The organism is Micromonospora sp. NPDC049801, assembly GCF_040656575.1.
In the GTDB taxonomy this organism is placed as follows: Bacteria; Actinomycetota; Actinomycetes; order Mycobacteriales; family Micromonosporaceae; genus Micromonospora.
Window position 1 is genome coordinate 165,706 of sequence record NZ_JBFAMS010000003.1, and the last position, 14,322, is coordinate 180,027.

At 72.5% G+C, this 14,322-nt stretch carries 8 protein-coding genes and 2 riboswitches; of the genes, 4 read left to right on the forward strand and 4 right to left on the reverse strand.

Annotation, left to right across the window (positions count from 1 at the left end):
* Window positions 1-2: 2 nt before the first annotated feature.
* Window positions 3-1,274 carry an Hsp70 family protein gene (locus tag AB0I89_RS06565; RefSeq protein WP_357121241.1) on the reverse strand — a complete coding sequence of 424 codons (1,272 nt, stop codon included), beginning with the start codon at window positions 1,272-1,274 and terminating at the stop codon, window positions 3-5.
* Window positions 1,275-1,570: 296 nt separating this feature from the next.
* Between AB0I89_RS06565 and AB0I89_RS06570 the strand changes: the two genes are divergently transcribed.
* From AB0I89_RS06570 to AB0I89_RS06585, 4 genes are all read left to right on the forward strand, one after another.
* Window positions 1,571-2,458, forward strand: a complete 888-nt coding sequence (locus tag AB0I89_RS06570; protein ID WP_357121244.1) for an IniB N-terminal domain-containing protein — start codon at window positions 1,571-1,573, stop codon at window positions 2,456-2,458.
* 115 nt (window positions 2,459-2,573) lie between these two features.
* Window positions 2,574-4,421: a dynamin family protein gene (locus tag AB0I89_RS06575; protein WP_357122157.1), complete on the forward strand. Its 1,848-nt coding sequence runs from the start codon at window positions 2,574-2,576 to the stop codon at window positions 4,419-4,421.
* Complete coding sequence (locus AB0I89_RS06580) at window positions 4,418-5,878, forward strand: GTP-binding protein (RefSeq protein WP_357121248.1); 1,461 nt, start codon at window positions 4,418-4,420, stop codon at window positions 5,876-5,878. Before AB0I89_RS06575 ends, AB0I89_RS06580 begins: the two co-directional genes overlap by 4 nt.
* A 294-nt stretch (window positions 5,879-6,172) precedes the next feature.
* On the forward strand, window positions 6,173-11,797 hold the full coding sequence (locus AB0I89_RS06585) for a GH92 family glycosyl hydrolase (protein WP_357121251.1): 5,625 nt from the start codon (window positions 6,173-6,175) through the stop codon (window positions 11,795-11,797).
* Window positions 11,798-12,065: 268 nt separating this feature from the next.
* Here the strand turns inward: AB0I89_RS06585 and AB0I89_RS06590 are convergent, their stop codons facing one another.
* The 3 genes from AB0I89_RS06590 to AB0I89_RS06600 are packed head-to-tail and all read right to left on the reverse strand — an operon-like array spanning window position 12,066 to window position 13,656.
* The gene (locus AB0I89_RS06590) at window positions 12,066-12,662 is read right to left on the reverse strand and encodes a histidine phosphatase family protein (protein ID WP_357121254.1); all 597 of its coding nucleotides are present in this window, start codon (window positions 12,660-12,662) and stop codon (window positions 12,066-12,068) included.
* The gene (locus AB0I89_RS06595) at window positions 12,659-13,462 is read right to left on the reverse strand and encodes a CbtA family protein (RefSeq protein WP_357121257.1); all 804 of its coding nucleotides are present in this window, start codon (window positions 13,460-13,462) and stop codon (window positions 12,659-12,661) included. Before AB0I89_RS06595 ends, AB0I89_RS06590 begins: the two co-directional genes overlap by 4 nt.
* Window positions 13,453-13,656, reverse strand: a complete 204-nt coding sequence (locus tag AB0I89_RS06600; protein WP_357121260.1) for a CbtB domain-containing protein — start codon at window positions 13,654-13,656, stop codon at window positions 13,453-13,455. The genes AB0I89_RS06595 and AB0I89_RS06600 overlap by 10 nt, the downstream gene beginning before the upstream one ends.
* A gap of 58 nt (window positions 13,657-13,714) precedes the next feature.
* Window positions 13,715-13,788, reverse strand: a riboswitch (cobalamin riboswitch).
* A 186-nt stretch (window positions 13,789-13,974) separates the two neighbouring features.
* Window positions 13,975-14,189: riboswitch (cobalamin riboswitch) on the forward strand.
* Window positions 14,190-14,322: the final 133 nt, after the last annotated feature.

Below are 14,322 nucleotides of genomic sequence, written 5' to 3' on the forward strand. Positions count from 1 at the left end.
GGTCATCCTTCGCGTCCCCGGCTGAGCGTCAGTGCCAGGCGGGACGCCTTCGGCAGGTCGAGGGGGAGGATCCGGACCGGCGGTCGGGGTGGCGGTTCGCCCGGATCGGTGGCGTGGTCCCGGGGTCGCCGCAGGGCCGGGAGGCTCGCCCGGCCCTCACCCGGGACCGGCGCCGGATCGCGGACCGGGGCCGGGGGTCGAGGGCGCGGCCGGGGTGACACCACCTGGCAGGCGGCGCTCGCCGCTCCGGTGGCGGCGGTGAGCTGCGCGTCCGGCTCGACCTCGACCGGCACACCGAGCGCCGTGCTGATCAGCTCGGTGACCAGCGGGATGCGGGTCGAGCCGCCGGCCAACAGGACGCCGTCGAGCTGTGTCGGCGTCAGGCCGGCGCCCTGCACGGTGCGCAGCAGGAGGTCCACGGTGGCCTGCACGGTGGGGCGGATCATCGCCTCGAACTGCGCGCGGGTCACCGGTATGCGTGCCGGACCGGTCGGCAGGCTCAACACCACGTCGGCGGCCGGCTCGACGGTCAGCGCCCGCTTGACCCGGTCGCACTCGGCCGGCAGGCCGCGCAGGGCGGCGTGGTGGTCCCGCCGCCCGATGGCGGCCAGCTCCCGGGACAGCACGGTACGGACGTGGCTGGCCAGCAGCTCGTCGAAGTCGGCCCCGCCGATCGGGTCGAGACCCTGGGGCGTGCCGAAGCTCTCGTAGGTGCCGTGCGGGGTGCGCCGGACCAGGGCCGCCTCGAAGCTGGCGCCGCCCAACGCGTAAACGGCCGCCGTGGTGCCCGCGAAGCCACGCGCCGCGTGACTCTCCGCGACCGTGACCGTACGGGGGAGCAGCGTCACCGTGCGCAGCCCGAGGTCGACGAGCGCCCGGCGCAGCAGCTCCCGGCGGTACGGCCGCCAGCCGGCCGGGTGACTGAGCACCACCGCCTCGGCCGGGCCGCCTTCCGCGGCGTGCGCCTGCTCCACCACCCAGGCCGCCAACTCCGCCGTGAGGGTCTGCGGCGCGCACGCCTCGCCACCGAGCAGCAGGGGCACGTCGTCACCGATCCGGCGGACGAAATCCCTGCTGGTGCGACTGCCGTCGTCGGTCGCGGGCCCGCCGATGTGCAGCGCGCCGTCCTCGGCCAGGTGCAGCACCGACGGTACGAGCGGCGAGCCGGCGTTCAGCGGGACAGCCTCCGGACGCGTCCAGGTCCGGCCGTCGCGCCGAGCGACGGCGGCGGCGGTGTTGGTGCTTCCGATGTCTATCCCCAGGACGTACGGCATCCGTCTCTTCTCTTTCCGCGAGTGGCCGGCTGATGGCGATGGCGTCGGCGCTGTCCGGCGACCCACCCCCGGCGAAACCCGCGGGCCCCTACGTTCGTACCAGAGATCACTGCGTGGTCGGCACCCTAATCTGACCGGGACGGTTTCCCCCAGTCCCCCTAACGGGGGAGCCGGCGAACGCCCTAACGCGGCGTGATCGATTGCGGGCGCAGCCCCGATGTCCGGGGCCGCCCCCCGCCATAGCGTTCCTCTCGACGAACGACGGTCGCCGATGCCAATCCGAGGAGAACCGGCACATGGACTCGCAACAGACCCTCCACGACTTCGTGCTCGACCTGCTGACCAACCCCGACGCGCGGTCGGCGTTCGACCTCGACCCGGAGGGCGCGCTGCACGCCGCGGGGCTCAGCGACATCACCGCCGCCGACGTGCAGGACGTGGTGCCGCTGGTGGTCGACTACGCGCCGGGGCAGGGCCTCGCGCCGCTGGCCCCGGTGGTCGGGCAGCTCGGCTTCGACCCGCTGGTGACCGACGCCACCGACGTGGTCGGTCAGTTGCAGAGCGTGGCGCAGCAGATCAGCGTCACCAGCTCGCCGTCTGGTGTGGACGTCAAGGCCGGTGTGCTCGGCGCCATCGCGGTCGACCCGTCGACCGTCGCCGCCGGGGTGAGCGTGCTGCCGGGTGTCGGCCTGGGTGTCGGGCCGAGCGGCCTCGACACCGACCTGACCGGGGTGTCCGACGTGGCGCACACGCTCGACGCGGACGTGGTGCAGCCCGTCGACGGGATCGTCGACCCGGTGCTCGGCGGCGCGACCGGCACGGTCGGCGACCCGACCGGCGTGCTCGGCGTCACCGACCCGGTGCTCGGCGGCGACGTGACCGGTGGCGTCCTCTCCGGCGTGCACGGTCAGGTCGACGGCATCGTCGGCTCCCTCGGTGTCCACGACACCCTGGGTGGCCTGGGCCTCGGCGAGGGCGCCGTCGGCGGCGTGGTGCCGCCGGTGGACGTTCCGTCCGTGGTGGGCGGTGTCACGCACCACGTGGACAGTCTCCTTCCCGGGGTCACCGGCACGGTCGGCGACGTGACGGGTGGGCTCACCGACGGTGTGACCGGCGACTCGCACGACGGGGGGCCCGCCTCGTCGGACCACGGGTTGCTGGGCATCACCGGCGGTCTGCTCTGACGGGATTTTCCGTCGGAAGCGGGGGGTCGGGTCGCGTCGAGCGGCCCGGCCCTTCCCGGTTTCCTCTCCGACACCTCTTGCTAATTAAGCCGAAATCCGCACACTTGGTGCGGTGATGGCGGGGATCTGGCTGGATGTACTGGACGAGATCGCCCGGACGTGTACGACACACGGTCGCGGCGATCTGCTGCAGACGGTCCGGCAGAAGCGTGCCCAACTGCTCGAACCGACGTTGCGGGTCCTGGTCGTCGGCGAGCCGAACCAGGGCAAGAGTCAGCTCATCAACGCGATCATCAACGCGCCGGCCTGCCCGGTCGGGGACGGTCGCACCACGGTCCTGCCGACCGTGGTGCAGCACGCCGAATCCGCCTGCGCCACGATGGTCCAGGCGTCGGCCGGACGACCCGCGGGAGGGCCGGCGGTGACGCTCGCCGAGCGGACCTCCCTGGCGCTCGACCAGGTCGCGGCCGGCGTGTCCGGCGCGGTCGGGCGTCGGCCGGGGGGCGGTCCGGCGTACGTCGAGGTCGGCCTGCCCCGGGCGCTGCTCGCCGCCGGACTCGTGCTGGTGGACACTCCGGGTACCGACGAGGTCACCGCGCTCGGCGCGGCCGTGGAGGTGGCCGCCTCGACCCGCGCGGACGCCGTGCTGCTGGTCTCCGACTCCACGAGGGAGCTCTCGGTGGCCGAGCTGAACATGCTGCTGCACGTCATGCGCTCGCAACCGAACGTGGTCGTGGTGCAGAGCAAGACCGACCTGGTGGCGGACTGGCGGACGGTCGCCGAGCGCAACCGGCAACACCTCGCCGATGCCGGCGTCGCGGCGCCGCTGATCCCGGTGTCGGCGACGCTGCGGCTGCGCGCGGCGGCGGCCGACGACCGTGGTCTCAACGCCGAGTCCGGCTTTCCGGCGCTGATCGCCCGCCTGCAACGGGACCTGGCCGGCAAGGCCGACCACCTGGCGCGGGCGTCGGTGCAGGCGGTGGCCCGTACGGTGGTGGAGCAACTGGCCGCGCCGCTGCGCGCCGAGTTGGCGACGCAGGAGGCGGCGGAGCAGTCCGGGCCGATCTCGCGGCTGCACGCGGCCCAGCGGGAGGTCGACGAGCTGCGGCGCTGCTCGACCCGCTGGCAGAACACCCTCAACGACGAGATGGCCGACCTGCTCTCCGACATCGAGTACGACCTGCGGGACCGGACGCGCCAGATCCTGCGGGCGGTCGACGAGGCGTTCGATGAGGCCGACCCGCTCGTCGCCTGGGACACCTTCGACGAGTGGCTGTCACGCAGCCTGGTCGAGGCCGCGGAGGCCAACCACGAGTGGCTGGTCCAGCGCTGCGACTGGATCGCCCGCCGGGTGGCCGCCCACTTCAACCGGTACGGCTACGACGTGCTGCCGCCCTGGTCGATGACGATGCCGGAGGATCTCGGCGACCGGCTGCCGGACCTGGAACGGCCGCGGATCGACCGGTTCACGACGGGTCAGAAGCTGTTCACCGGCATGAAGGGCTCGTACGGCGGCATGCTGATGTTCGGCCTCGCGACCACCCTGGCCGGGATGCCGATGATCAACCCGGTCTCGGTCGGCATCGGCGCCCTCTTCGGCGGCAAGAGCATCCGCGACGAGAGCAAGCAGATGTTGCGCCGCCGGCAGGCGACCGTGAAGACGGCCATCCAGCGGCATGTCGACGAGTTCTTCGTCCGGATGGTCCGGGACTGCCGGGACGCCACCCGGCAGGTGCAACGGATGCTGCGCGACCACTTCACGGGTCTGACCGAGGAGTTGCAGGAGGCCATCGTGCAGTCGTTCCGCAGCGCGAAGCAGGAGGCCGACACCGACGTCGCCCTGCGCGAGCAGCGGCAGCGGGAGATCCGGTCGAAGATGACCCGCCTCGCCGCGCTCTACGAGCAGTCCCAGCACCTGACCGCCGCCCGGTCGACCCCGGTGCTGTTGGAGCCCGGGGCATGACTGTCGGGGTGCGGTTGGACGAGGCGGCCTGGGGGCTGCTGCACCAGGCGCTGGAGGTCTACCAGCACGACGCGCGGGCGGTCGGGCGGTTGCGGCACCAGATCGCGCGGTTGGAGCAGCCGCTGCGGATCGCGGTCGCCGGGCCGTGGCGTGCGGGCAAGTCGACGGTGCTCAACGCGCTGATGGGGGAGGAGGTCGCGCCGGTCGAGGGCGCCGACGGCGCGTTCACCTGGTACGAGGACGGCGCGTCGCCGGGCGCCACCGCCTACCCGGTGGGGCAGCCTCCGCAGGAGCTGACGGTGGTCAAGTCGGCGACCGGCATGCGGGTGGATCTCGGCTGGCGTGCCGGGGAGGTACGCGACATCGTGGTGCGGTGGCCGACGCGGGCGCTGCGGCAGGTGACGCTCGTCGACACCCCGGCGCTCAGCACGGTCGACGAGCAGGGGCACGCGCCGGTGCTGGACCGGGTGCTGGCCGACGCGGACGCGGTGTTGTTCCTGACCCGGGACGGCCGCGACAGCGATCTGCGGGTGTTGGAGTCCGGTCGGGACAGTGCCGTCGGGCAGGCCGCCCCGGTCAACGTGATCATGGTGTTGTCCCGGGCGGACGAGGTCGGCGGTGGCCGGATCGACGGGCTGCTCACCGCCCGACAGTTGGCCCGTCGGCACCACCGCGATCCCCGGGTGGGCGCGTTGGCCGTCAACGTGGTGGCGTGCAGTGGAGCTGTCGGCCTCGCGGGTCGGCTGCTCAGCGAGTCCGAATTCGCCGCGCTGGCGACGCTGGCCGGGGTGCCCCGCGCCGGGTTGGAGCCCCACCTGCTCTCCGCCGATCGCTTCGTCCGTGGCGACCTTCCGGTGCGCCTCGATCCCGAGGTGCGCGCGGGCCTGCTGGACCGGTTCGGCCTCTTCGGTATCCGGCTGGCCACGACGTTGGTCCGCGGTGGGTTCGACACCCGGGTGGCGATGTCGGCCGAGCTGATCCGGCGCAGCGGCCTCACCGAGCTGCGCGAGTCGATGACCCGTTGTTTCGTCGATCGGCGCGACGCGCTCAAGGCGCGCTCGGCGCTGGCCGCGGTGGAGTCCCTGGTGCGGGCCGAGCCGGTCCGGGGCAGCGACGAGTTGGTCGGCGCGATCGAGCAGATCCTGGCGGGCGCGCACGAGTTCCGTGAGTTGCGCCTGCTGGTGGCGTTGCGCAACGCCCGTCTCGGTTTCGACGCCGAGTTGGCCGCCGAGGCGCGGCGGCTGGTCGGCGGCGAGGGCGTCTCCCTGGCCGCCCGGCTCGGTGTCGAGCACGAGGCGACCACCCAACGGCTCTGGGAGACCGCCGCCGACGCCCAGTGGCGGTGGCGGGACCGGGCGGAGGATCCGCTGCTCCCACTGACCCAGCGGCGCGGTGCCGAGGTGGTCGTGCGTAGCTGCGAGGGAATGCTGGCCGAGCTGGCGGCGGGCGGTCGCTGAGCGGCCGCGAGTCCACCTGCGCCTCGCCAAGGCCGAGTAAGGAAGGGCACCTTCCTAACGCCTCGTGTATAGGAAGGTGCCCTTCCTTACGAACTGGAAGCGCTGGGCGCGTTTCGCGGCGATCAACCCATTGACAGGCCGTTGGTTGCCCGGAAACATCTGGCCAACATCCACCGGATCTGCCCTCGCTTGTCAGGCACGCCCGATGACAACGATGTCAGAGCCGGTCCACCCTCCACTGCCACCCAGACGCTCGACGTACTCGACCGGATCGAGTCGAAAGGTCCCGCCCCCATGCCGTATCTCCCCCGTACGCGCGCCGTCTCCCTGCGGATAGCCGTGGCGACAACCGCCGTCCTGCTTCCCCTGGGGATGGTCGTCGCCGCGCCGCTGGCCAGCGCCGCGCCGAGCGCCCCGCCACCGGGCGCCTTCCGTTCCTCGTTCGAATCGGCCGACCCGCAGCCCGCCCCGAGCACCGTCGAGGTCGACCGCTCCGGTCGGCCCGTGCAGGGCAACCTCAGCGGGTCGAGCGACGCGAACCTGCCCGGCAGCCTGCTCGGCCAGGTCGAGGCCGTCACCGCGAGCGCCCAGAACCCGCCGAACGAGATCGCGGCGAACCTCGCCGACGGGAAGCCGTCGACCAAGTGGCTGGCGTTCGAATCGACCGCGTGGGTGACGTACCAACTGGCCAAGCCGGCGGTCGTCAAGCGGTACGCGCTGACCTCGGCAGACGACGAGCCGGGCCGCGACCCCCGCGACTTCACCCTCCAGGGGTCCACCGACGGCAGCGCCTGGGTCGACCTGGACCGCCAGACGAAGCAGGGTTTCGCCAAGCGGTTCGCCACCAACAGGTACGGCGTCACCAACACGACGGCCTACGGCTGGTACCGGCTGGTGGTCTCCGCGAACTCCGGCGACACTCTCACCCAGCTCGCCAGCTGGGACATCAGCGACGGCTCGGACGTCCGACCGCCGGCCACGCCCATGGTCACCGAGATCGGCCCCGGCCCGGCCGGCGGTTACACGACGAAGCCGGGCGTCGGCTTCACCGGGCTGGCCGCGCTGCGCTACTACGGTGGCGCCCAGACCGGTGGCCGCTCGTACGCGACGAACAAGCTGTTCGACGTCGACATCCCGGTCGGGCCGAACACCCGCCTGTCGTACCGGATCTTCCCCGAGTTCACCGGCCAGGACGCCCGCTACCCGTCCACCTACGCCTCGGTCGACCTGCACTTCACCGACGGCAGCTACCTCAGTGGACGCTCGGCCGTCGACCAGCACGGCAACCCGCTGACCCCGGCCGGGCAGGGCGCCTCGAAGGTGCTCTTCGCCGACCAGTGGAACGCTGTCAGCGCCGACGTCGGCGCCGTCGCGCGCGGCAAGACGATCGACCGCGTCCTGCTGGCGTACGACGACCCGCAGGCCACCGAGGAGACCCTCTTCCAGGGGTGGCTCGACGACGTCGAACTGACTCCGAACCCGGCGACGATCGACGGCTCCCGGCTGACGAACTACGTCGACACCCGCCGCGGCACCAACTCCACGGGCGGGTTCTCGCGCGGCAACAACCTGCCGATCACCGCCGTACCCAACGGGTTCAACTTCTTCACCCCGGTGACCGACGCGACCTCGGACTCCTGGGAGTACGACTACCACCGCGCCAACAACGCCGCCAACCTGCCCACCTTGCAGGGCCTCGCGATCTCCCACGAGCCCAGCCCCTGGATGGGCGACCGCAACCAGATGTCGGTGATGCCGGTGGCCGGCGACGGCCCCCTCACCGGAGCACCCGCCAGTCGGGCGCTGGCCTTCCGGCACGACGACGAGACCGCACGGCCGGACCTCTACCGGGTCGCGCTACAGAACGGCCTGGTCGCCGAGATGACGCCGACCGACCACGCCGGCATCATGCGGTTCACCTTCGGGCCGGGACCGTCGACCGGAAGTCTCGTCTTCGCCAAGGGCACCTTCACCCTCGGTACCGACAGCACGTTCACCGGCTGGGTCGACAACGGAAGCGGCCTCTCGGCCGGACGTAGCCGGATGTTCGTGTCCGGTGAGTTCGACCGCGCGCCGGCAGCCGTCACGGCGACGTCCGCGACCTTCGACGTCTCGGCGAATCGTCAGGTGACGATGCGGATCGCGACCTCGTTCCTCTCCGTCGAGCAGGCCCGTCGCAACCTCGACCTGGAGGTGACCGGCCGGACCTTCGACGCGATCCGCGACGCCGCCACCGCCGCCTGGAAGGACCGCCTCGGCCGGGTCGAGCTGCGGGGCGCGACCGAGACGCAGCTCGTCACCATGTACTCGAACCTGTACCGGCTGAACCTCTACCCGAACTCGCAGTCGGAGAACACCGGCACCGCCGCCGCCCCCCACTGGCAGTACGCCAGCCCGGTGTCCGCGCCGACCGGCACGTCGACCGCCACCCGGACCGGCGCGAAGATCGTCGACGGGCAGATCTACGTCAACAACGGGTTCTGGGACACCTACCGCACGGTGTGGCCCGCGTACTCGCTGCTCTACCCGGACGTCGCCGCGAAGATCTCGGACGGGTTCGTCCAGCACTACCGCGACGGCGGCTGGATCGCCCGCTGGTCGTCGCCCGGCTACGCCGACCTGATGACCGGCACCAGCGCGAACGTGGCCTTGGCGCAGGCGTACCTCACCGGGGTCAAGCTGCCCGACCCGCTCGCGGCGTACGACGCGGCCGTGAAGGACGCGACCGTCGCGTCCGGACGCGGCGCGGTCGGCCGCAAGGGCATCGAGACGTCGCTGTTCCTCGGCTACACGCCGACCAGCACCGGCGAGTCGGTGTCGTGGGCGTTGGAGGGGTACATCAACGACTACGGCATCGGCAACATGGCCGCCGCGCTCGCCAAGGACCCGGCCACGCCGAAGTCGCGGCGCGACCAACTCAAGGAGGAGTCCCGGTACTTCCTGGAGCGGGCCCGCAACTACGTCCACCTCTTCGACGCCAAGACGAAGCTCTTCCAGGGCCGCGACGCGGCCGGCACGTTCCTCGCCGGTGACCCGCTGGACTGGGGTGGCGTCTACACCGAGACCAACGGCTGGAACTTCGCGTTCACCGCACAGCAGGACCCCCAGGGCCTGATCAACCTGTACGGCGGGCAGAAGGCGCTGCGGGACAAGCTCGACACCTTCTTCGCGACGCCCGAGAACGCCGACCACCCCGGCGGCTACGGCGGCGTCATCCACGAGATGATCGAGGCCCGCGCGGTGCGGATGGGACAGCTCGGCATGAGCAACCAGCCGTCGCACCACATCCCGTACCTGTACGACGTCGCCGGCGCTCCGGCGAAGACCCAGGCGGCCGTGCGCGAGATCCTGCGGCGTCTCTACGTGGGCAGCGAGATCGGTCAGGGCTACCTGGGCGACGAGGACAACGGCGAGATGTCGGCCTGGTACGTCCTCAGCTCGCTGGGCATCTACCCGTTGCAGGCCGGGTCGACCCACTGGGCGATCGGCTCGCCGCAGTTCACCCGGATGACCGTCCACCGCCCGACCGGCGACATCGTGGTCAACGCCGCGAACAACAACAACCGCAACGTGTACGTGCAGAGCGTGAAGGTCAACGGCAAGAAGCAGCGCGACGTCTCCGTCGAGGTGTCCGCGCTCGCCAGGGGCGGAACCATCGACTTCCAGATGGGACCGAACCCGTCGTCGTGGGGCACCGGTCGCGACGCCACACCCCCGTCGCTGACCAGGGGCGACGCCGTACCGCAGCCGTTGCAGGACGTCACCGGGCCGGGCCTCGGCACCGCCACCGTCAGCGGCGGTCCGGACGCGTCGACGCTGTTCGACGACTCGTCCACCACCCAGCTGACGACGTCGTCGGGCACGCCGCAGATCGGCTGGACGAGCCGTGGCGGACGGCAGAAGCCGACCTACTACACCATCACCTCCGGCGCGACCGTGGGCGACCCGGCGGACTGGCGGTTGCAGGGCTCCACCGACGGCCTGACCTGGAGCACGCTGGACGCGCGGGCGGGCGAGGTGTTCCGCTGGCGCAACCAGACCCGGCCGTTCCGGATCGACAAGCCCGGACGGTACTCCCAGTTCCGCCTCGTCGTGACGAAGACGGTCGGCGCGGCCCAGCCGACCCTCGCCGAGATCGAGCTGCTCGCCGGGGGCGACCTCGACCTGGGCGGCGGTGACATCACGGTGACCGCCACCGATGGCGTGCACGCCCGCTCCGGCGCGCCCGCCACGGTGGCCCTGGCCACGGTCACCGGTGGCGTCGCCGACGACTACCGGGCCACGATCGACTGGGGTGACGGGTCACCGGCCACCGAGGGCACCCTGACGCTGAGTTCCCGGGAGGTCTACCGCGTCAGCGGCGAGCACACCTACGCCACGCCGGGCTACCACCAGGCGAGCGTCACGGTGACCGACGGCGTCGGTCAGGGCTCGGTGACGGTCGGCGTCGACGTCGCGTACGCGGCGAACTCCGGCCTCACCGCGGCGTTCGACAGCGTGTGTGTCGGCGACGAGGGCACCCTCGCGGCGGACTGCGACGCGAAGTCGTGGGCGTACTCGCGGGCGGCCCTCGCGGCGGCCGGCGTGACCCAGGGGCAGCGGCACCAGGTGCCGGGCACCGCGCTGGGCTTCACCCTGCCGCAGGTCCCGGCCGGGCAGCCGGACAACGCCACCGGCAACGGCGCGACGATCGCGCTGCGCCTGCCGGCCGACGCCAAGAGCATCTCGTTCATCGGTGCCGGTACGCAGGGCAACCAGGCAACGACCGGCACGGCGACGTTCAGCGACGGCAGCACCGCGAGCATTCCGATCCAGTTCAGTGACTGGACGCTGGGCGGCAACGCCAACGGGACGCCGTCCTACGGCAACATCGTCGTCGCGAAGTCCGCGTACCGGCTCAGTGGCACGAGCCGCGACGGCGCCCAGCCGTTCCTGTTCGCCACCACGCCGTACCAGATCCCGGCGGGTAGGACGCTGGTCTCGGTGACCCTGCCGACGCAGACCGGCGACCCGCGCTCGGCGGGCCGGATCCACGTGTTCGCCGTCGCCGACGACGGCACGCCGGCCGCCGCGCTGGTGACCGCCGCCCCGGGCGACCAGAGCGTCGACGCCGGGCAGGTCCTCACGGCGAACCTCGGATCGGTGACCGGCGGTCTTCCCGACCCGACCGGCTACCACGCCCGCGTCCAGTGGGGTGACGGCACGGTTCCGGACGACGCCACGATCGGTGCGGACGGCGCGCTGAGCGGCCGGCACACCTACGCCCGTGCGGGCGCCTACACGGTGCGCGTCACCGCGTGGGACACGGTGTCCAGCAGCACCGCGAGCTTCACCGTGACCGTCCGGCGGGCCGGGGCGGCCACCACCCTCGCGGTGTCCGGCACGCAGTCGGTCGCCGCTGGGGACGCGGTCACGGTCGTCGGCAGCGGGTTCGCCGCCGGCGAGCGGGTGACGGTGGGCCTCGCGGCCGGCACGACCCGCGAGGTGACGGTCTCGGCGTCCGCGACGGGCACGGTCCGCGCGACCGTCGCGACCTCCGGGGACACGCCACCGGGGCGGTACGCCGTACGCGCCACCGGCGCGTCCTCCGGTACGCCGGCGACGGCAACCGTGCAGGTGACCGTGGGCTCGACGGACCCGGCCTACCAGCCGCGCCTGTCGTTGCCCACGCCGTCCGCGCCGCGCGGCACGTCGATCACGGTCGACGGCTCCGGCTTCGCGCCGAACGAGGAGATCACGGTCAGCCTCGGCGACGGCCGTCGTGTCGGCACGGTACGCGCGAACGGTGACGGCATCGTCGCCGGCGGGACCGTCGGCGTCCCGGACGCGACGGAGCCCGGGGTCACCAGCGTGACGCTGTCCGGGTCCCGCTCGAAGGCGACGGTGTCCCGACCGTTCACGGTCACCGTCACGAAGTAAGCCGGAAGCACATCAGTCGGGCGGGCCGTTCCTCACGGCCCGCCCGACCTGCGTTCCAGGCCCGCCGGGCGTGTATTCCAGGCCCGCCGGGCCCTGTGTTCCAGGCCCGCCGGGCGTGCGTTCCAGGCCTGCCCGACACCCGTCCGGGCCGCCCGATCTCAGCTCTGAGCCGCCCGATCTCGGCTCCGAGACGCGGGTCGCGCGACTGCCCGCCGACCTCGCTGCCCCGGATCTGGGGCAGCTCGACAGGAGCCGTGGTAGACCCTCGTCACCCGTTCGCCGGTGCCGGCGCCGCGTCCAGGCGGAACTGCCAGCTCGGGCCGTGGCCGGTGAGTCGGACGATCGCCAGCGGCGCGACGTCGAACTGCCGGTACGTGGCCAGCGGCAGATCCAGGGCGTGCACGAGCGCGACCCGGATCACCAGCGGGTGCGTGACGGCGGTGACCCGTCGGCCGACGTCGCGCTGCGCGTCCAGCCACCGACCGACGCGCTGGCGTACCGCGAGGATCGACTCACCGCCGTGCGGCGCGGCGTCCGGCGTGGACAGCCATTCGCGCAGCGCGTCCGGCCGTGTCGCGGCGATCTCCGCGAGGGACCGGCCCGACCAGTCGCCGTAGTCACAGTCGGCCAGGGCCGCCTCGACGGTGGGCGCGAGCCCGAGAACCTCGGCGGTCTCGACGGCCGCCGCCGCGGGGCTGGACAGGCATGCCACCGCGTCGCCTGCGCGACGGCCCGCAGCGGCGGGGGACAGGGCGAGGGCGGCACGCCGGCCGCCCTCGTCCAGGCTGTCGTTCCCGCCGAACCGGGCCTGCCGCAGGGCGGCGGTGTGACCGTGGGCGACCAGCCGCAGGCTGGTGGCGCTCACCCGGCCAGTCGTGCGTCGGCGACCGCGCGCTGGCGGTGCATCAGGGCGGCGAAGAGCAGGCCTATCCCGGTCCACAGCACCATCTGGGTGCCGAGCGAGGCGAGGCGGAAGCTCCACAGCAGCGTCGCGGGGAAGTCGCCGGGGACCTCCTGGAACGACGGCAGCGCCACATAGGACACGACGGTGACCAGCAGGAAACCGCCGACCGCCGCGCTGGCCCGCAGCCACACGGGCGCGCGCTCACCCACCGACCGGTAGCCGAGCGAACCGGACCAGACCGCGACCAGGCCGAGTACCACCATCAGCAGGTAGGTGACCGTGCGCTGGTTGATGGTGGACGGGTCGCCGACGGCCGGCGGATTCGGCGGGTACTTGAGGAACGGCACGATCACCGCGCCGAGCAGCGCACCGCCGGCCAGCAACAGCCCGGACCGCCCGTCGTCGTCGGTCCGCCGACGACGACGGGCCAGCAGGACGTACGCGCTGGCCAACAGGCCGCCCATGGCGGCGCCGAACAGGCCGATGGCCAGGAACAGGCCGCCGCGTTGGCCGTTGCGGCCGATCAGGGCCTCCTCGCCGTGCTGGTGCCCGTCGGCGACCGCCTCGGCGTGCTGGTGCCCGTCGGCGGCGGCCTCCGCGTGCGTGGCCGCCTCCTCGATGGCGATGGCCGCCTCGACGTGTGGTTCGCCGACGACGTAGGCGAACGTCCCGGCGAGCAGGCCGGCCACCAGGCCGGCGAGCAGCCCGCGCAGCAGGACCGTGACGAACGTGGGTGCGATGCCGGTGCCGCTCAGTGGCACGGGACACCGAGCAGGTGCCGGCCGTCGTGCATCAGCTCGTGCAGATACATCCCGCTGCGCGAGACCGCCCCCTGATCGAAGGCGACGAGGTAGGCCAGCAGGGCGAGCACGGCGACGGTGGCCAGGACCGTCCAGAGGAGACGGGTCGGGACAGCGGGGTGCGCCAGCGGCTGGCTGGACGTGGAGCTGGACATGCGTGAACGAACCTCCTCGGGGATGACGCGTCCCCATCGCAAGGCTGCGGACGACCGAGCGTCCTGGCTCGCGCCCCCCGGGCTGGGGGCCGCTCACAGTGGCGCGACCGCGCCGGATTCTCACCGGCTTCCCTCGCGTCGCCGCAGATAGTGGGTCGACCGTATCGGTGCCGGTTCGCCTCGGTCAAGCCGATGGCGACGGTCGGGGCGTCACCGCCCGTCGGTCGGCTCCGAGCCGATCGACGAGGACCGTCATCGTCGAGCGCGACACGCCGGGACCCGAGATGTGGGGTGTGACAAACGTGCTCGCCCCTATATATGGTGTCGACCGCAGCTGGTTCGGCCACTCTTCGCGAGTGGTCGAGGCAAGAGGGAACCCGGTGCAAGTCCGGGACTGTCCCGCAGCGGTGAGTGGGAACGACAGCCGTCATCAGCACTGGGCCATCGGCCTGGGAAGCGACGGCCAGTAGGTGACCGGGCCGGCCCGGTCGCGCCCGCGAGTCCGAAGACCTGCCAGCGCGCCGCGTACCCGACCCTCGGGTGCGCGGCGGTCCGAGGCCGCGCGGAACGGCTGACGCCACCTCACCCACGCCTCCGCTGGCGTGGCGTCGACGGCGTCCGTCTCCCCGCGTCCGAGGGCCCTTGAGGTCTCGAACTCCCGAGGAG